The organism is Pseudenhygromyxa sp. WMMC2535 (assembly GCF_011083025.2).
On sequence record NZ_JABJWV010000001.1, the window covers coordinates 2,961,566 to 2,979,392 of the forward strand.

Below are 17,827 nucleotides of genomic sequence, written 5' to 3' on the forward strand. Positions count from 1 at the left end.
TAGCTCACGCGAGGGCGTCGGCGATGTCGGAGACGGCCACCCAGCCGGTCTTGCCGTCGAAGCAGACCAGGAGGCTGTGGATGGCGTCCTCGAGCTCCTCGATCTCCGTGAGCCGCGCCGCGCCGAAGACCTCGCCCTCGTGCTCGAAGAACCACCGCTTGCGGGCGGCGTGGAGGCGGGCGAGCTCACGGGTGTGCTCGACCTCGCGCTGGTAGGCGGCGCGCTCGTCCTCGTCCCACACGCCGTTTTGGTTGGCGTCCCAGTGGGTGAGCAGGGCGCTGTCGCGGGCGATCTGCTCGCGCTCGTCGGCCTCGAGCTCGAGCTGCTGGAGGATCTCGTCGATGCGCGCGGCCTTGTCGGCGTGGCCGGTGCGCTCGAGGATCTCCCGCTGCTTGCGCAGGCGGTCGAGGAGGTGGGCCTCGCGCCAGCGCGAGGGCATCAGGCCGAGGCGGATCAGGATCCACGGGGTCAGGGCCGAGGTCCCGGGCACGGGGAGCATGGAGTTGGCCGCGACGATCAGGCCGGCGGGGAACATGCGAAAGAGGTCGAGGAGCTGCTCGCGGACCTTGGCCTGTTCTTCGTCGGTGAGCTCGCGCTCGCCCCGGACGCGGGTGGCGATCAGCGCGGCGGCCTCGCGGCTCTCGCGGAGCTCGCCGACGAAGTGATCCCACTGGCGCGAGGCGATCTCCCGGGCGCGCGAGGTCACCCGGCGCAGCAGCCCAGGCGGGCGCTCGATGAGCGCGAGCTCCTCGGTGAGCTCGCGCAGCTCGCTGACCTCGAGACCCTCGGCCTCGAGCTCGTCGGCCAGGGTCTCGAGCGACCAGCGCTCGTCGAGCTCGCCCCCGCTGCGCTGGCCCTGGCTGGGCTCGTCTTCGCCGCGCTCGTCCTCGCCGCGCACGGGCAGGAGGGTAGCAAGGTCTCGGGCCGCTGGGCAGCTGGCGTCAGGGGATCGGGACCTCGAGCAGGGCGTAGTGGAAATTTTTGTAGACGACCGAGATGTTCTCGCGGACATCGGCGGGGAAGTGGCCCTTCGCCCGGTCGGCGTGACGGACCGTGGTCACGATCCAAAAGGTCACGCCCTGGCCGCGGTGCTCGTCGATGAAGTCGCGGAGCTCCTCGCGCTTGGGCTCCATGGACACCCAGATGCGCCGCTTGGAGAAGTAGGTCTCGCCCCGGTAGTAAAACCACCAGCTGAGCAGCTTGTCGCCGTCTTGGGCGTGGTCGTAGTAGTAGCGCAGGGCCGAGCGCTGCGACCAGTTCTCGCTCGTCGCGGGCAGGTAGTCGTCGAGGACCCAGGTGGTCGTCAGCAGGGCCGAGAGCACCATGGCCGCCACGGCCCCGCGGCCGCGGCGAGCGACCCACAGCAGCAGGCCGAGGGCGAAGGGGGCCACGCACCAGAGCATGCGGTCGACCGGGGCGGCGCCCTGGCGCCACATGCCCGTGTAGAGGTAGGTGGTCAGGTGGGCGATCCACGCGGGCTCGTCGAGGCTGGCGCGGACGACGAGATAGAGGATCGCGCAGCCAGCCAGGGCGCAGGCCAGCACGGCGGCGGCGGGCAGGCGCGGGGCCGGGAGGGCGAGCGGCTCGGGCTGCTCGGGCTCGGTCGTCGAGTCTTCGGGCAGCAGGCCGTGGAGCCACAGGCCGATGACCACGGCCAGGGGCGGGAGGCAGGGGACCAGGTAGTGGTAGTACTTGGTCACGCTGTAGGTGATCAGCGCGAAGCTGACCAGGAACCACAGCAGGGCCAGGCGGGTGAGCTCGGGGCCGGGCTCGAGGGGGCGGGCGCTGGCGTCGAGCTCGGCCTGCTCCGGGTCGAGGGCGCCCTTGGCGTGGCGGCGGTAGGCCTGGAGGGCGGCCCACAGCGCCGGCGGGACCACGGCCGACCAGGGCAGGGCGGCGAGGCCGAGGGTGCGCAGGTAGAAGGCGAAGCCGCCCACGGCCTGGTCCTGCTCGCCCGAGGCGAAGCGGGCCAGGTTGTTGATCACGATCAGCTCGTTGACCCAGCGCTCGCCGCGGAAGATCGCCATGGCGTGGTGCCAGGGGAAGCAGCTGACCACGAAGAGCACGATGCCCACGGCGAGCTCGCAGCGCCGCCGCCACAGCAGGTGCAGGCGGCCGCTGATCACCATGTGCGCGAGGATCAAAAGCCCGATGATCCCCGGCCCGATCATCCCCTTGCCCATGAGCGAGAGCCCGCCGGCGAGGTAGACCACGCCCATCCAGGCCTGGCTGCGCTGGCGCCATCGCAAGCTGCGCGCGAGGGCGGCGGCGATCAGCACCCAGTAGACGATCAGGTGGCGGGCGATGGTCGAGAGGTCGTCGACGGTGGCCGTGGTCTTGCGCCGCCAGCGGGCCACGCGGGCGATGGTCTCGGGGTCGAGGACGTGGTGGTGGAGGACCGCCAGGGGGACCACGGCCGCGATCACGAAGAGCGCGAAGAAGCCGAGCCAGGCGCGGTCCCAGGGGATCTCGTACCAGCCGCGGCCGCGGGTCTTCAGGGCGCGCTCGGGCTCGAGCCAGGCCATCGCCCAGGCGACCATGGCCAGGCAGACCGGGGCCACGAAGAACATGTCCGTGACGGCCTGGCGGGTGAGGATCGCGTACTGGGGCATGGTCGCGAGGACCAGGGCGCTGAGCATGCCGGCGCGCCAGTGGACCAGACGACCCACGCACCAGCCGACCAGCGCGGCCGCGCCCAGGCCGGCGATCATGCTGGGCAGGCGCAGGGCGATCTCGGGGAGCGGGCTGCGGACCATCTCGTCCGCGGGCCCGGTGCCCACGCCGAACACCTCGAAGCTCAGCGCCATGCACCAAAAGGGCAGGGCGTGCTTCGAGGCGAACACGCCCTCGCGCTTGCCGTGGGGGCCGTAGCCCGGGCGCCACCACAGATCCATGGGGTCGTGACGGGCGACGATGTTGCGGGCGACCTCGCCGTAGTGGGTCTCCCATGGGTCCCAGGGCCCGCAGGCGCCGATCGAGGCCGAGTAGATCACGAGCAGCGTGAGCGCGATGAGCACCCCCCAGGTCCAGGGGCCGACGCGGGCGAGGGCTTCGCCGAGGCGCTGAAGTCTCTGGGTCATGAGCGCGCGCGAGTCTACACTGGCGCCGACATGCGCGAGGACTACGACCCCGAGGACGCCGCCGCCTGGGCCGCGCGCCTGGGCGCGGCGGATGTCGCCGCTGCCGCCGAGCGCATCGCGAGGAGCGTGGTCCACACGCCCACGCTTCGCTGCCCTCGCCTCGACGCCCTCGCCGAGGCCCCGGTCGAGCTCTTCCTCAAGGCCGAGAACATGCAGCGGATCGGGGCGTTCAAGGCCCGCGGAGCGATGCACGCCGTCGGCCGCCTCGAGCCCGAGCAGCGCGCTCGGGGGATCATCACCTTCAGCTCCGGCAACCACGCCCAGGCCGTGGCCCTCGCCGCGCGGGAGTTCGGGGTCCAGGCGCGGATCGCCATGCCCGTCGACGCGCCGGCGGTCAAGCTCGCCGTCGTCCGCGAGCTCGGGGCGCAGGTCGTGCTCGCCGGGACGAGCTCGGACCACCGCAAGGCCGCGGCCCTCGAGCTCCAGGCGCAGACGGGCGGGACGATCATCGAGCCCTTCGACCACCCCGACATCGTCTGCGGTCAGGGCACGGCCACGGCCGAGCTGATCGCGGCGGCCGGGGGATCGCTCGACGCGATCGTGGTCCCGGTCGGTGGCGGTGGGGTGATCGCGGGGGCTTGCCTGGCCGCGCGCGGCGTCGCCGAGGATCGCCGGCCGCGGATCTTCTCGGTCGAGCCCGCGGGCTGCGACGCCCTCGCGGCCAGCCTCGAAGCGGGCGCGCGGGTCGACGTCCCCCCGGGGCCGACCCTCGCCGACGGGCTCAAGCCGGTGCGCGTCGGCGCCTTGAATTTCGAGATCGCCCGGCGCGACCTCGCCGGGAGCTTCCGCGTCGACGACGAGGCCCTCGGCCGCGCGCTGGTTCAGGTGCTCGCGCGGGCCAAGGTGCTGGTCGAGCCCTCGGGGGCGGCCGGGGTCGCGGTCGCGCTGGGCCAGGCCCGGGCGCTGCGCGAGGCCGTGGGCGTGGAAGATCGACCGCTGCGCGTGGGGGTGATCCTCACCGGCGGCAACGTCGACCCCAAGCTGGTCGCAAAATTGATCGAGCAATGGAGCGCGCAGGCGTGAAGGACCGAGTCGAGATTCGTCACTGGGGATGGGCGGCGCTGGCGCTGAGCTTGGCGCTGGCGGGCTGCGGCGCAGGGTCCGGGCCCGCGCGAGCCGAGGCCGGCGAGGCGACGAAGCAGGCGCCTGCTGCTGGGGGGGACGGGCGAGCCGAGGACGGGCAGGCCGGGGGCGAGCAAGCCGCCGCTGGCGAAGGCGAGGACGAGGCCGCGGATCCGCTCAGTGGCGAGGCCGCGCACACGATCCCCTTCTCCGACCGCACGAGCATGGGCTACCTCCTGCTGCTCCCCGGCAGCGAGCGGCCCGAGGCGCCGACCCGGGCGTTCTTGAAGGGCCTCGTCGAGCAGTCCTTCCCCGACCGCCGGCGCGACGGCGAGATCGACCTGCTGCTCCAGCTGATCGACACCGAGCCCCACACCACCGACTTTGCGACGCTCGGGATCGAGGCGCTCGAGGGGGTGCCGGGGGGCGAGGGCGAGGGCGAGGGCGAGGGCGAGGGCGAGGGCGAGCAGGCGCAGGGCGAGCAGGCCGAGGCCCGGCCCGGACCGGACCAGGACACTCCCGCGGCGCTCTCGCCCGACGAGGCCATCGCCAAGCGCGAGCGCGAGCGGAGCTTCGACCTGCTCGGCCTGCACATCGAGGTCGTCCACCTCGGCCTGGGTCAGGACGCGGTGATCCCCAGCGCGGCCTACGAGGACCCCGTGCTGACCCGCTCGCTCACCGACGAAGAGCGGGCCTCGCTGCCCGGGCGGGGCTGGGCGCTGCTGCTGCGCGCCGACTACCGCAACCGCCACGCCGTCCGCGGCCTGCGGCTACATCAGACTTTGGTCCGCATCGTCGCCGAGCACGAGGGCGCGCTGATCCACGACCCCGACACCCTCGAGACCATGGACGCCGAGGCCTTCACGGCGCGCCGGCTGCGGGCCGCGCAGCTCAACGTGGGCGACCAGCTGGCGGTCGTGCCCTTTTCCGATCCCCAACGCGAGGGTGGGGTTCGCCTGACCACCCGGGGGATGCGGCGCTTTGGCGTGGTCGACCTCGAGCTCGACGGCCTCGACGCCGACCCGGCCCAGCTCCAGCGCGCCAGCGACCTGCTCGCCGGCCTCGCGGCGGTGCTCGTCGCCGAGGCCGAGGTCGACGAGTCGGGCTTCGCCGTCGAGGTGCCGGGGATCCTCGAGCTCGATCGTGCGGACATCGAGGGCGCCTACTCGGCTCGCAGCCTGGAGCTCCCCCCCTGCGAGGGCTGCTCGGGGAGCGCGGAGGTCCACCTGGTCGAGCGCCCGGCACAGCCACATGACCCTCGGGGGCACGTGGTCGCGCGGGTGGTCGCGCCGCGCTCGCTCAGCGACGCGCAGGGCTACGACCACGTGGCTTGGGTGGGGCGGACGCTCGCGGCGATCTACGGACCGTGATCTGGACCGTGGAGTTTCGAGGCCGAGCGGACGCGCGCAGCTCGGCAGCTTCGTTCACGGCTCACGTGGGTCAAAGCGAAGCGCGCGCGTTCCGTACGTATGTCTAGTTCGAGAGCCACGACATTGGTGTCGTGGTCAAACAGCCCGCGTTCGCCCTTTGTCCGCGTATGCAACGCGTGATAGGCAATTGGCATCTACTTGCCTTGATGCCATGACCACTTCCTTCAAATGTGGACGCTCGCGCTTCGTCTCGTCCCCTGCCATTGCCGCGGGGCTCGTATGTCTCGTCGTCGGCGCGAGCGCGTGCTCGGGTATCGACGACCGCGAGTACGGAGACGAGCTCGGCGAGGGGAGCGAGGTCGACACCGTCGGGGGCAGCGAAGAGGGCGGCCCGGAGGAGAGCGAAGACGAGGGCAGCACGGGCGAGGGTGAGTCGAGCGGCGAAGAAGAGGGCAGCGACGAGACCACGGGGGTCGAGGACCCGAGCTTGAACCTCGAGCTGTGTGACTCGAGCGCGGGACAGACCATCGACCTCGACCTCGGCGCGGCCAACGACGAGGTCGTGGCCTCGCTGGTCCGCGAGGCCGTGCTCTCCGGCAGCGGCGACGTCCCCGAGATCCCCCTGAGCTCGCGGCCCTTCCTCAACGAATTCGAATTTGGCTACGGCCCCTCCCCCGAGGACACGCCGACGATCTCCGGCGAGCTGTGGAAGCCCTCCGTGGCCAACTCCGCGACCCAGATCTATCGCCTCCAGTTCGCGGTCCAGGTCCCGGAGATGCACCCCGAGCAGCGCCCGCCCGTCGACCTGGCGATCGTCGTCGACCTCGGGCCGAGCATGATCGGCGAGCCGCTCGCGCTCGCCGACGAGGCCCTCGCGGCCCTCGAGGACGCGCTGCGCCCGGGCGACCGCGTCTCGCTGATCGCCGCTGGCGAGTCGCCGGTGGTCCTGCTCGAGGCCGAGGCGGTCTTCAACCCGAACGAGCTCGACCTCGACGGCGGGCTGATGGAGTCGCTCTCGCCGGGCTACGCCGACGTCGCCGGGGCCCTCGAGCTGGCCTACGAGATCGGCGAGCAGACCTGGGACGAGGATGACGGCCAGCACCGGGTGGTGTTGGTCAGCAACGGCAATTTTTCCCACTCCGACGCGCTCGTCGACCTCGTCGAAGATCACGCCGAGCACGGCCACCTGCTCGTCGGCGTCGGGCTCGGGGATCCGCAGAGCTTCTCCGAGCCGGCCCTGCGCGCCCTCGGTCGCGCCGGGCGCGGGCTGAGCTTCTACAGCCGCGACGCCGAGGAGCTGTGGGAGCGCCTCGACGAGGACTTCACCTCCAGCCTGATCGCCGTCGGCCAGGAGGCCGAGGTTCGCCTCCACCTCCCGCCGGGCCTGGGCATCAGCTCGCGCGACCCCGGCTGGGGCGAGGGCGTGGGCGAGCCGGGCGTGGCGACCTTGACCCCCAGCCGCGCCCTGGTCTTTCACCACGAGCTCGAGCTCTGCGGCGAGCTCGACGAGCAGGCCGTGATCTCCGTCGAGCTCGAGTGGACGGAGCCGGCCCTCGACGAGGGCCTCGAGCTGGGCTGGGAGCTGCCGGTGAGCGAGCTCGGCTTTGGGTCCGCGGCCACCCGCAAGGGCGCGGCCACCATCGCCTATGTCCAGGCGCTGCGGGTCTATCGCGGCGTGGTCGGCCAGCCCACCCAGGGCTACGGCTCGGTGCTCTCGGCGATCTCGCTGATCTCGGAGGCCCTCGAGGCCGCGCCGGAGGACGAGGACCTGATCGAGATGTCCGAGGTCCTCGCCAAGCTGGGCGGATGAGCTAGCTCGAGATCTCGGCGACGAGATCGCGGTAGCGCTGCCAGCGGGCCGTGGCCAGGCGGCCGTCGGCGACCGCGGCCCGGATCGCGCAGTCGGGCTCGACCAGGTGGCGGCAGTCCGAGAAGCGGCAGGTCTCCCGCGAGAGGATCTCGAAGAAGCCCGGGAAGAAGCGCGCGAGCTCGCGGACGTCGAGGTCGACCAGGCCAAAGTCGCGAAAGCCCGGCGTGTCGATGAGCTCGCCGCCGCCAGGCAGGCGGTGCAAGGTCGCGGTCGTCGTGGTGTGGCGCCCGAGGCCCGAGTGCTCGTTGATCTCGCCGACGCCGAGCGCGACCTCGGGGAGCAGGGCGTTGACCAGCGAGCTCTTGCCCACGCCCGAGGTGCCCACGAAGGCGCCGCGACGCTCGCCGCGGGCGAAGAACTCGCGCAGGGCGTCGAGGCCGAGGGCGGCCTTGGCCGAGACCTCGAGGATCGTCAGATCGATGCCGCCGGGGCCGTCGACGTAGGTCTCGCGCAGGCTCGTCGCGAGCGCCTCGGCCTCGGGGAGCTCGGCCTTGTTGAGCACCAAGAAGGGGCGCACGCCGCTGCTGAGCGCCGAGATCAGCGCGCGGTCGACGAAGCCGGCGGGCGAGGCCGGGCGCGGGGCGACGACGATCCCGAGCACGTCGAGGTTGGCGCTGACGACATGGACGCGGCCAAAGGCGTCGCGGCGGCGCAGCTCGTTGTCACGCTCGAGCCGGCGCAGGCGCTCGCCAAACACCTCGACGCGGTCGCCGACGACGTGGCCGGAGCGGCGCCGGACCTTGACCGAGACCGAGACCGGGCGGCTGGCGGCGCTCGGCGAGTCGGTGCCGGTTTCGGCGTCGGTTTTGGGGCCGAGCTCGGCCGCAACGCCGGTTTCGGGCGCTGGCCCGGCTTCGGGGGCTGACGTCGGCCCGGGGTCGAGGCGGACGTCCACGGCTACGCCGTGGTGGGCGACGATCACCCCGGGCTGGCCAGGGGAGTCTTCCCTCGCTTGCTCCGAGAGCGCCCGCGAGCGCGCGTCGCGGCTCGAGCCACGGCCGCTGCGGGCCGAGCGGGTCTTTCGACGTTTGCGTTGCTTGGCAATCACGCGGGCGCTGAACCGGCTCCGAGGCGCTCCTGGGCCGGAGCGGAGGGACGATTGCAGCTCATCGCTTTGCCTGTCAACCGCGCCCGCGGGGATTGGCGCGGTGGACATGCGAGCCCACGCCGCGCAGGCTCGCATGTCGGCGCAGACCCGCTCAGATCGTCGAGGGGGCCGAGGCCAGGAACACGTAGTGCTCGGCGCCGCCCGAGAAGAAGGTCTGATCCAGGATCGAGCCCATGATCGGGTCATCGACCTCGAGCATGTCGTCGAGGGGGACGCGGATCGTCGCCCCCGAGGGGATCTGGTCGAGGACCGGGCAGGCGCCATAGGTGTCCTCGTACTCGAGCAGGGCGTAGGGCTCACCGTCGTCGTTCTCGAGGTAGTAGGCGCAGATGCCGAGCCCGAGGATCGAGGACTGCTCGATGTTCCCGTAGACCGTGCCCCAGAAGTCGGCGCTCAGCGGGCCGTTTAGCCAGTAGTAATCGACCTCGCGGTTGCGCGGCTGGTCGTAGGTGGCGGACCAGTTTTGGAGCAGGTTCGTGTCGGTGACCGCGCTGATGTCGGCCGTGTCCCAGCCGACGATCACGTCGATGCGATCGAGGTAGGGCTCGACGGCGCCGCAGTAGGGCGGGCCGTCGTCGAAGTTGCGCTCGACGGCCAGCGCCGCCCAGCTGTGATCCTCACGCATGACGTAGAGCAGGCACACGCCCTCCCAGCCGCCGTCGGCGATCTGCCCCTCGACGACGTAGCCCTCGTTGGCAGCGATGCCGCGCAGCTCGATGTCCGCGCTGGCCGCGTCGGGATCCTGGGCGCAGCCGAGGGCGAGGGTCAGCGGGGCGGCGAGCAGGAGCAGGGCCCCTCGGGCCGTGATGGACTCAAACGATTTGCACATGGGGCGAGGATAGGTACATGCGCGGGTTTGGCCGTCACGATTTCGAGCCAAGTGCATCGCGTGGACGACTTGGCACCAAAAAGACACGTGGAGGCTCGCGCAGGTGGGCAGCCTCGCCCATCTCGAGGGTGGCTAGGAGCCTAGCCGACGACCGTGCCCTTGGTCCCGCCGAAGCAGGTCCAGCGGAAGTTGTCGAGGAGCACCGCCGAGTCGACGATGTTGTCCTGGATGTCCATGACCGCGAAGATCACGGTGATCTCTTCGCCGGAGGTCACCGGCCAGGTGGTCTCGAGCCACTGGGTCCCGCCGTGGCCCTCGAGGCCGGTGCCCTCGAGCTCGGGGGCGTCGCAGGGCAGCGGGCAGTCGATGTCGTTGGGGGCGTCCTTGTAGTCGAGGAAGCCGGCGTTGAGCGACAGCGGGTTACCCTGGAGGTCGAAGGTGATGTTGCCGGTCCAGTCCTCGGACTCGAGCCAGGCGATGTAGATGTCGTTGTAGGCCCAGCCGTAGAAGTCCGGGTACTCCCACGACAAGAACGCGACGTTGTAGGCGAAGGCGTTGACGGCCGTGGGCACGGTGATCGAGAAGCGCATCTCCGCGTAGTCGAAGGCGCCGTTGGTGCCCGAGAACTGGTCGAAGATCGTGTTCGAGCAGTCGCCCGTGCCGACCAGGTCGGGGTTGTCCTCGCAGGTCTCGGTGTCCGAGACCTCGTCGTCTTGCATCGGCGAGGGCAGGTAGCCGGGGTCGTTGCCGGACAGCGTGGTGTCGCCGTCGCCGTTGCCGGGGGAGATCACGTCGAAGGCGTCGCCGGTCGAGAGCACGACCATCTTCTCGCCCTCGCGGACCGGGTAGGTGGCGGGGCTGTGCGTGCCGATCTGCCCCTCTTGCACGTAGAGCGCGAGGTAGTGGCCGTTGTACTCGACGTCGGCCGAGAACTCGCCGGGGCAGTTGAGGCCGAGCGCGCCCCAGGCCTCGGCCTCCTCGTTGGCGTAGTCGAGGTGGTCGCAGGGGATGTGATCCGGGACCAGGCAGATGTCCGGCGAGTCGGGCATCGACGCGACGTCGAACTTGGGATCGGAGATCTGCGTGTCGCCTTCGTCCTCTTCGCCGCTGGTGGTGGTGGTGCCCCCCACCGTGGTGCCGCCCTCGTCGTCCGTCGCGCTGTCACCGTCCTCGGTCGGCTGGCTCTCGTCGACGTCGTTGCCGGCGTCGACCGAAGAGATGCCGTCCTCGCTGCTGGCCGCGGTTCCGTCGTCGGAGCAGCCCGCGAGGGCGAGGGCGAGGGCTGCCAGGGAGGACAGCGAGGTGAGGGCGTTCCGGCGGGGCGAGCAAGCAAGCATCATGGTTTGCGGAATCGTCCCGCGAAGCGGTGATCGAATTCAAGCGCGATGACCCCACGGTGAATTGGCGCGCCATGCCCGCGCCGAGGCGCGTATGCGGAATGGCTATAATCGCTCCCCGCGCTCCGTGCTAAAAGGGCGCTCTTCGTGCCCCAAAAACCTCGCACCACGCCTCATGCTCCCAGCGAGATGCTCGCGCTGGGTTTCACCTCGGACGGTTAGCGTGAAGTTCCGTACGCTCCCAGGGACCGATCTTCAGCTGTCTGCCGTGGGCATGGGCTGCTGGGCCATCGGCGGCAAGTGGTGGGGGGACGATGTCGACGATCGCCGCGCGATCGCGGCCATCGGGGCGGCCGTCGATCACGGCATCAACTGGTTCGACACCGCGCCGCTCTACGGCCACGGCCACGCCGACGAGCTCCTGGTCCGGGCCCTGGGGGCGCGCCGCCACGAGGTGGTGATCGCGACCAAGGTCGGGGTCCGCTTTCGCGGGGGAGAGGGCCACGCGTACAGCGATCTCAGCCCCGACCACATCGTCGCCGACTGCGAGGCGAGCCTGCGTCGGCTTCGCCTCGAGACCATCCCGCTGCTCCAGGTCCACTGGCCGTGCGAGCGCGACACGCCCCTCGAGGCGACCTTGGAGGCGCTCATGGCTCTGCAAGAGGGCGGCAAGATCCGTCACTTCGGGCTGTGCAACTATGGCAGCAAGCCGCTCGAGCGCGCCCTCGCGCATGCCCCCGAGCTGGCCTGTCTCCAGACGCCCTACTCCATGGTCCGCCGGGAGTTCGAGTACGCCCTGCGCGAGGTGGCCGCGCCTGCGGGGGAGCAGCGCCTGGGCGTGCTCGCCTACGAGACCCTGTGCCGCGGCCTGCTCACAGGCAAGTTCAGCGCCACGCCGCCGCGCTTCCCCGAGTCGGACCTGCGCCACCGGGACGCGCGCTTTCAGGAGCCGGGCTTCTCGCGCGTCCAGCCGCTGCTGGCCGCCCTGCGCCTGGTCGCGGGCAAGCTGAACCTGACGCCGGCGGCCCTGGCCATCGCCTGGGTCCTGCGCCAGCCGGGGGTCAGCGTGGCGATCGTCGGGGCCAAGTCGCCCGAGCAGGTCGCCGACAACGTCCGGGCCGTGGACGCGATGCTGCGCCACAAGGTCTGGGAGGCCCTGGCGCCGCACATCGACCGCGCCCGGCTGTGAGCGCCAGCTGTGAGCGCCGAGCCCCGAGCGGATCCGCGCAGCGCCTGAGTGCCGCTCAGCCCTGCCCGTCGCCGCTCGTGTCCTCGCCGGGCTCGGGTGACTCGGGGGTCCCCTGGATCAGCTGCGAGGCGCGATCCTGGACCGCGCCGCGGGCCGCGTTGCGGGCGGCGATGCGGGCCTCGATCTCGAGGTTGGCGGCCATGTCCTCGAGCAGCTCGTCGACCGCGAGCTTGGCCAGGGCCTCGATGCGCTCGCCCCAGCGCGCCTGCCACTGACGCTTGGCGGCCTCCTTGAGCAGCTCGCGGAAGGCCTCGCGGGTCACGCCCTCGGCCTCGGCGTAGAGCACCTGGCTGATCTCGAGGTCGAGGAAGTCGGTGTTCGGGCCGCCGCCGGACGCTTCGCTCGCGCGGTGCGCCTCGCCGCAGTGCTGCTCGTCGCCTTGGTGGTCGTGGGACATGTCGCGAGGGTACACCCAGCGCGGGATGCTCAGACAGGTCGTGGGCTCAGACCTGGCCCGAGTGCCTGCGGCCGACGAGGAACACGCCCAGGGGGATCAGCAAGACCAGGAAAAATGGCGAGATGAAGAACAACACGGCGGCCACGCCGACCAGCGCGAGGATCGGGCCGGCGCCGAGCGAGCGCTCGCCGCTGGCGGTGAGCTCGGTGTTGGCGAAGTAGGGCCTCGTGAAGGCCTGGCGCGGCTCGAGCTGGGCCTGCTGGCGCAGCTTGTCCCGCGCCTTGGCGGGGTCGAGGCTGAAGCGGCCCGCGTCGACGGCCTCGCCCTCGGCGGGGAGCTGGGCGATCAGCTGGTCGGCGACCCCCCCGGGCTGGCCGTCGTCGCCCATGTCAAAAGCGCAGCCCCAGGCGCAGGCCGCCGCCGTGGGCGGACCACCAGGGCGCGGCGCCGAGCTGGCGACCTTCCAGGCGGCTGCCCCAGCGGCGGGCGTCCGTGAGCACCCGGGCGCCGCGGGCGAAGAGCAGACCGGCGCCGACCAGGAGGGGCACGGAGAAGGCGTAGCCCAAGCCGGCGGCGGCGTAACCCAGGCCCGGCGGGTCGAGGTTGCAGGGGTCCAGGCTCGAGAGGCCGCCGCCCTCGCTGCATTGGTCTTTGCGATCCCCGGCGCGGACGAGCTCGACGCTGGCGTAGGCGATCAGGCCGATCGCCGCGCCGGTCATCACCGTGGCGAGGCCAAACTCGAGGGCGCCGCGACGGCTGCCCTGCTCGGAGAGCTCGCCGAGGGGAGCAGCCGCGTCCGATGGGGGATCGATGGGGGCGTCGATGCCGGGAGGCGGCGGCTCGGCGGGGGCGCTCGCGGTGGGCTCGGTGCCGGCGGGTTCGGACGCGCTGGGCTCGGACGCGCTGGGCTCGGTGGAGGCGGGGACGTCCTCGCTGGACTCGGGCTGCGTGGGGACGTCCTCGCTGGACTCGGTGGAGGCGGGGACGTCCTCGCTGGCTTCGAGGGCGCTGTCCTCGAGCGCGGCGTCAGGCGTAGGCGAGCCCGCGTGGGCGAGGCTCGGCCGCAGCTCGACGGTCGCGCAGAGGACGACACCACAAAGGGCGAGAGCGAGGCTCGGCTGCGAGCGAGGGCTCGTCGGCTGCACGGCTGCGTTGGTGTCCCGCACGCGGGGATCATCGCACACCGCGCCGCAGGGAGGCCTCTCGCGGCCTGGAGCGGACTCCTAGCGCTTGCGCCTGCGCCCCTTGCCCTCGTCGACGCGGGGATCCGCCGCGCAGCGAAAGCCCAGGTCGAAGCGCCGGGTCGAGGGCTGGACGTACTCGCTGGCCGCGCTCTCGAGGGCTTCGGGGGCGCCCGAGAGCGCCGAGCCGCCCATGACCTGGAGCGTGCCCGAGCTGTGGATGGGGTGGTCGGTCCACTCGAGCACGTTGCCGCTCATGTCGAGCAGCCCCCAGCGACCCACGCCGTCGCGGTAGCTGCCGACCGGGGCCGTGCCGCGGTTGCCGTCGGCCGCCTCGAAGGCCTGCTCGCGCGCGCCGAATTGCTTGGCGCATTCCTTGCCGCAGGCGTTGACGTGGCTGGGCCCGGGGAGGTCTTCGCCCCAGGGGTAGGTCCGGTTTTGCTCGCCGCCGCGGGCCGCCCACTTCCACTCGCGGACCTGGGGCAGGCGCTTGCCCTGGGCCCGGCAGTAGCTGGCGGCCTGGTCCCAGGTCACGCAGTTGACCGGGTGGCTGCGCCGGTTGCTGCGGTCGGTGTTGCAAAGCTCGTCGTAGCGCGCGTGCTCGTCCTCGCTGATCCCCGGCCAGTCGACGCTCGCGGGGGCCTCGGAGCAGGTGTGGTCCGCCGCGCAGCGGGCGTAGTCGCGGACCGTGACCTCGTGAGTGTCGAGGCAAAAGCCCCGCGCCTCGCCGACCTCGACGAAGGCCATGTCGACGGGGCAGGTGCCGGCGGCGACGACCTCGGCCGGGGGCACGGGCAGCAGCTCGATCTGGAGCAGAGACTCGCAGTCTTCGGGTGGGGCGTAGCCGTGGCCGCGCTGACAGGCCCGCAGATCCCCGTCGCTGCTGGTGTAGCCCTCGTGGCGGCCGCCGCTGGCCCCCGCGCCGGCGCCGTAGACCTCGACGCCGCCGCGCAGCGAGCCGCCCTTGGCCGAGCGGATCTCGAAGGCGCCGACCATCAAGCTGGAGATCACGTGGGTCGCGTCTTCGCAGCGCCGCCCGATGAGCTGCTCGCGGGCGGGGGCGTGGTCGGGGCCGGCGTACTGGCCGACGATCTGCATGTCGAGGTGCAGCGCGCCGTAGCGCTCGACGGCCGAGACCAGCTTGGCCGCGCCCAGGGGGATCTTGGCCCAGACGTCGCCGGTGTTGCGGATCTCCAGGGCGTCGTGCTTGGGAGTGATCTGCGTCCACTCGTAGCTGCCCGCGAGCTCGCAGCCACGCAGGACCTCGAGCTCGCAGCCGGTGTAGCGGACCACGACCTGCGACTCGCGGCGGTTGAGCTCGGCCTCGAGGGCGGCCCGCTGGGTCGACGGCCACTCGACGAGGAGGGGACGGCTGCGCGAGCTGTCGGCGCCCGGATCCTCGACGCAGCGCTGATAGTGGTCGCTCGCCGAAGCGTGCGCGCCGGGGCCGTCGGAGGCGCCGGAGCAGGCGAGGGCCAGGACGCCCGTGCTGATCAGCAAACGCGATCTATTGCGCACCTGGGGAAGCTATCAGCCCAAACGCGACACGCGCAAGCCGATCCGGGGGAGCGGATCGGCCTGCGCGTGTCGCGTTTGGGCTGCGGCTCAGAGACTCAGTCGTCGAGCAGCAGGGGCAGGCACAGCAAGAGCGCCGCGAGCATCAGGTGCGTGGGCATCAGCGCTCACCCTCGAGCGCGCGCTCGAGCTCCCTGGTGATCTGCTCGAAGACCTCGGCGCTGATCTCTCCGCGCTCGAAGCTGCGCTCGAGAGACTTCATGGCGGCCTCGAGCTCGGCTTCGACCTCGCGTCCGGCTCGCTGACCTGCCTCGTGGTCGCGCTCGCGGCGGGCCTGGTCGGCCTCGCGGCGGGCTTGGTCGGCCTCGCGGCGGGCTTGGTCGGCCTCGCGCTTTCGCTGGTCCCGCTCGCGGCGCTGCTCGCTGCGCGCACGCTCGCGCTCGGAGATCCCCCGCGGGGGCCGACCGACGTCGCCCTCGACGGCCTGGGGCGGCATGGGGGGCGCAGGCACGTTGCGCAGCTCTTCGAGGACCAGCGCCTGGATCAGCCCACCGGTGAGCGCCCCGAGGTCTCCGAGCGCTTCGAGCTCCTCGATGTCTTCGAGGTCATCGAGCTCGATGTCGATGTTCTGACCGTCGGCTTCGAGCCGCAGCCGCGGGTGGTCGCCGCCGAGGATCATCAGCTCACCATCCTCGCTCTGGGCGTGGAGGCCCCGGCGGTCGATGATCAACATCTCGCCCTTTTCTCCGTGGGCGCGGACGCCCTCGTCGTCGATGATCAGCACGTTGGCGCCGTCGCGCAGGACCATGTGGGTGTCGCCCACCGGCCGGTCCTCGCGCCTGGCCTGGCGCATGGCGGCCCGAGCCTCGCGCTCGGCCTGCATGGCCTCGACGCGAGCTTGCTCGGCTTTGGCGCGGGCCTCGTCGGCCTTTCGGCGGGCCTTGTCGGCCTTCTTGCGGGCTTTCTTGGCCTGCTTGCGGGCTTTCTCGGCCTGCTTGCGCTCACGCCTCTCGGCGCGGGCGTCCGCGGGCGCGCTGGCCTCGCTCGACTGGTCAGGGGTTTGGTCAGGGGTTTGGTCGCGGGCCGCGTCGCGGGCCTCGGGCTCGCCGGCGTCGACGGCCCCCGGGGCGAGGAGGATCAGCGCCGTGAGGGCGCCCAGGCCGAGGGCGAGGCGCCCAGGTCGGTGGCCGTCCTCGTCCAGGCGCCGCGGGTCACCGCCGAGCGCCCGCTCGACCCGGCGCAGCAGCGGCTTGTCCCGAGAGATCATCCCGGCGACCAGGGCCGCGTTGCGCCGGGCCCGGCTCCAGCTGGCGATCTCGGCCAGGGACTTGGCGAACTGCACGCCGTCGCCGGTGTGGGCGATGGCCCAGTCGTCGCTGAGCAGCTCCGCCGACTCCTGCATGCCGCGGCGGGCCAGGCGGTTGAGCGGCTGGAAGAAGCACAGCGCCTCGATCACGGCGGCGACGGCCAGCCACAGCGGGTCGCGGCGCTCGAGGTGGGCGAGCTCGTGGGCCAGCACCGCGCGCATCGCCGCTGGCGAGAGCTCGTCCACGGCCCGGCGCGGGAGCACGATCTCCCGCCGCCACAGGGCGATGGGCCCGGCGAGCTTGGTGGTCTGCGTGAGCCGGATCTTGCGCTCGATCTCGGCGTCGCGGCACAGGGTCAAGAAGGACTCGAGCACCGGATCTTCGAGGACCTCGACGCGGTCGCCGAGCCGCCGCCGCAGGGCGCGGACGCTGCGGACCAGCCGCAGCGCCGCCCAGCTCCCGCCGAGGACCCACATGCCAAAGAGCAGCGCGGGCCAGATCGGCGCGGGCTCGTCGGCCGCCGCGACGAGGGTCCTGGTCGGCGTGGGGGCGGCGAGGGGGTCGAGGATCGGGCTGGAGATCAGCGGGGCGGCCACGGGCGCGGCCGAGCTGCCGTGGAAGATCATCAGCGCGCGCTCACCACTTCGGGCCGGGGTGCGGCGCAGGTGGACGATGGGCTGCGGCTGGGTCTGGGTCTGGGTCTGGGTCTGGGGCTGGACTGGCGCAGGCGCTGCTGCGGGCGTCGCAGCGGCGGTCGCCGAGCTGGGCGCGGCCCCGAGTTCGAAGGCGCCAACGGCCGGGCGCACGCCGGCGCCAACTTGCACCGTGGCCGTGACGAGGCCGCCGACCACGGCCAGCTTCCAGGCGTGATTTTGGGCCTGCGGGCGCATGCGCCGGGCGATCGGGCCGATGCCCCGGCACAGCAGCCACACGCCGAGGATCAGGATCGTCGAGTGGATGGCGTAGGTCAGCATCCAGCTCGTGGCCGTGGCCACGGCGTCGCTGTGGGCGAGCTGCGTGAGCGCGTTCATCACTGCTGCCCCCGCTCTCGCGCCTCGATCAGCCGCTTGACCTCGGCGAGCTCGTCGGCCCCGACCTCGTCGGCGTCGAGGAGCTGATGGACCAGGGCCGTGACGTCGCCGCCAAAGAGCCCCTCGGTGACCCGCGCCAGGACGGAGCGCTGAACTTGCGCCTCGGAGACCTGCGCGCGGTACAAAAATTGCCGGCCGTCGACCTCGTGGGCGATCAGCCCCTTCTTCTCCAGGCGCGAGAGCTGCGTGGACACGGTGGTCGGCGCGAGGTCCCGACCCTCGTCGATCAAGAATTCTCGCACCTGCCCCACGCTCGAGCCTGGTCGGGCCCAGAGCGCGCGCATGAAGGCGAGCTGAACGTCGCTGAGCTGCTCCATCACAACGACAGGTGTAGTACTACGCCTGTCGCCCTGTCAACTACGAATGTAGTT

At 71.9% G+C, this 17,827-nt stretch carries 15 protein-coding genes; 4 read left to right on the forward strand and 11 right to left on the reverse strand.

All coding sequences use genetic code 11. The features are described from left to right. Positions 1–4 precede the first annotated feature (4 nt). On the reverse strand, positions 5–898 hold the full coding sequence (locus G6O69_RS11460; RefSeq protein ID WP_172303553.1) for a hypothetical protein: 894 nt from the start codon (positions 896–898) through the stop codon (positions 5–7). Between the two features lie 43 nt (positions 899–941). Then, entirely contained in the window at positions 942–3,080 is a 2,139-nt protein-coding gene (locus G6O69_RS11465; protein WP_172303554.1) for a glycosyltransferase family 39 protein, read from the reverse strand. A gap of 30 nt (positions 3,081–3,110) precedes the next feature. Here G6O69_RS11465 and G6O69_RS11470 point away from each other — a divergent pair, with 30 nt between their 5' ends. The 3 genes from G6O69_RS11470 (at position 3,111) to G6O69_RS11480 (ending at position 7,382) form a co-directional block, all read left to right on the forward strand. After that, positions 3,111–4,163, forward strand: coding sequence for a threonine/serine dehydratase (locus tag G6O69_RS11470; protein WP_172303555.1), 1,053 nt, complete (start codon positions 3,111–3,113; stop codon positions 4,161–4,163). Continuing rightward, the gene (locus tag G6O69_RS11475) at positions 4,160–5,572 is read left to right on the forward strand and encodes a hypothetical protein (protein ID WP_172303556.1); all 1,413 of its coding nucleotides are present in this window, start codon (positions 4,160–4,162) and stop codon (positions 5,570–5,572) included. The genes G6O69_RS11470 and G6O69_RS11475 overlap by 4 nt, the downstream gene beginning before the upstream one ends. 211 nt (positions 5,573–5,783) lie before the next feature. Continuing rightward, positions 5,784–7,382 carry a hypothetical protein gene (locus G6O69_RS11480; RefSeq protein WP_172303557.1) on the forward strand — a complete coding sequence of 533 codons (1,599 nt, stop codon included), beginning with the start codon at positions 5,784–5,786 and terminating at the stop codon, positions 7,380–7,382. Between the two features lies 1 nt (position 7,383). Here the strand turns inward: G6O69_RS11480 and rsgA are convergent, their stop codons facing one another. The 3 genes from rsgA to G6O69_RS11495 form a co-directional block, all read right to left on the reverse strand. After that, entirely contained in the window at positions 7,384–8,490 is a 1,107-nt protein-coding gene (gene rsgA / locus G6O69_RS40095) for a ribosome small subunit-dependent GTPase A (protein ID WP_346017031.1), read from the reverse strand. Between the two features lie 151 nt (positions 8,491–8,641). After that, positions 8,642–9,379 carry a hypothetical protein gene (locus tag G6O69_RS11490; RefSeq protein WP_172303558.1) on the reverse strand — a complete coding sequence of 246 codons (738 nt, stop codon included), beginning with the start codon at positions 9,377–9,379 and terminating at the stop codon, positions 8,642–8,644. A 140-nt stretch (positions 9,380–9,519) separates the two neighbouring features. After that, positions 9,520–10,719, reverse strand: coding sequence for a choice-of-anchor L domain-containing protein (locus G6O69_RS11495; RefSeq protein ID WP_172303559.1), 1,200 nt, complete (start codon positions 10,717–10,719; stop codon positions 9,520–9,522). Positions 10,720–10,939: 220 nt separating this feature from the next. On the opposite strand from G6O69_RS11495, the gene G6O69_RS11500 reads away from it, so the two are divergent. Then, positions 10,940–11,905 carry an aldo/keto reductase gene (locus tag G6O69_RS11500; RefSeq protein ID WP_172303560.1) on the forward strand — a complete coding sequence of 322 codons (966 nt, stop codon included), beginning with the start codon at positions 10,940–10,942 and terminating at the stop codon, positions 11,903–11,905. A 55-nt stretch (positions 11,906–11,960) separates the two neighbouring features. On the opposite strand, the gene G6O69_RS11505 is transcribed toward G6O69_RS11500, so the two are convergent. The 6 genes from G6O69_RS11505 to G6O69_RS11530 form a co-directional block, all read right to left on the reverse strand. Beyond that, positions 11,961–12,362 (reverse strand): hypothetical protein, encoded by a 402-nt coding sequence (locus G6O69_RS11505; RefSeq protein WP_172303561.1) that lies wholly within the window; start codon positions 12,360–12,362, stop codon positions 11,961–11,963. A 46-nt stretch (positions 12,363–12,408) separates the two neighbouring features. Then, entirely contained in the window at positions 12,409–12,750 is a 342-nt protein-coding gene (locus G6O69_RS11510) for a hypothetical protein (RefSeq protein WP_172303562.1), read from the reverse strand. A 1-nt stretch (position 12,751) separates the two neighbouring features. Next, positions 12,752–13,528: a hypothetical protein gene (locus G6O69_RS11515; protein WP_176396773.1), complete on the reverse strand. Its 777-nt coding sequence runs from the start codon at positions 13,526–13,528 to the stop codon at positions 12,752–12,754. Between the two features lie 57 nt (positions 13,529–13,585). Continuing rightward, complete coding sequence (locus G6O69_RS42070; RefSeq protein WP_346017032.1) at positions 13,586–15,061, reverse strand: SUMF1/EgtB/PvdO family nonheme iron enzyme; 1,476 nt, start codon at positions 15,059–15,061, stop codon at positions 13,586–13,588. A gap of 157 nt (positions 15,062–15,218) precedes the next feature. Then, positions 15,219–17,396 (reverse strand): M56 family metallopeptidase, encoded by a 2,178-nt coding sequence (locus G6O69_RS11525; RefSeq protein WP_172303564.1) that lies wholly within the window; start codon positions 17,394–17,396, stop codon positions 15,219–15,221. After that, positions 17,396–17,773, reverse strand: a complete 378-nt coding sequence (locus G6O69_RS11530; RefSeq protein ID WP_172303565.1) for a BlaI/MecI/CopY family transcriptional regulator — start codon at positions 17,771–17,773, stop codon at positions 17,396–17,398. The genes G6O69_RS11525 and G6O69_RS11530 overlap by 1 nt, the downstream gene beginning before the upstream one ends. Positions 17,774–17,827 lie beyond the last annotated feature (54 nt).

Coding starts and splice junctions, on each gene's coding strand:
- G6O69_RS11465 (WP_172303554.1), bottom strand. CDS start 3,080: ATGACCCAGAGACTTCAGCGCCTCGGCGAAGCCCTCGCCCGCGTCGGC.
- G6O69_RS11470 (WP_172303555.1), top strand. CDS start 3,111: ATGCGCGAGGACTACGACCCCGAGGACGCCGCCGCCTGGGCCGCGCGC.
- G6O69_RS11480 (WP_172303557.1), top strand. CDS start 5,784: ATGACCACTTCCTTCAAATGTGGACGCTCGCGCTTCGTCTCGTCCCCT.
- G6O69_RS11490 (WP_172303558.1), bottom strand. CDS start 9,379: ATGTGCAAATCGTTTGAGTCCATCACGGCCCGAGGGGCCCTGCTCCTG.
- G6O69_RS11495 (WP_172303559.1), bottom strand. CDS start 10,719: ATGATGCTTGCTTGCTCGCCCCGCCGGAACGCCCTCACCTCGCTGTCC.
- G6O69_RS11505 (WP_172303561.1), bottom strand. CDS start 12,362: ATGTCCCACGACCACCAAGGCGACGAGCAGCACTGCGGCGAGGCGCAC.
- G6O69_RS11510 (WP_172303562.1), bottom strand. CDS start 12,750: ATGGGCGACGACGGCCAGCCCGGGGGGGTCGCCGACCAGCTGATCGCC.
- G6O69_RS11525 (WP_172303564.1), bottom strand. CDS start 17,396: ATGAACGCGCTCACGCAGCTCGCCCACAGCGACGCCGTGGCCACGGCC.
- G6O69_RS11530 (WP_172303565.1), bottom strand. CDS start 17,773: ATGGAGCAGCTCAGCGACGTTCAGCTCGCCTTCATGCGCGCGCTCTGG.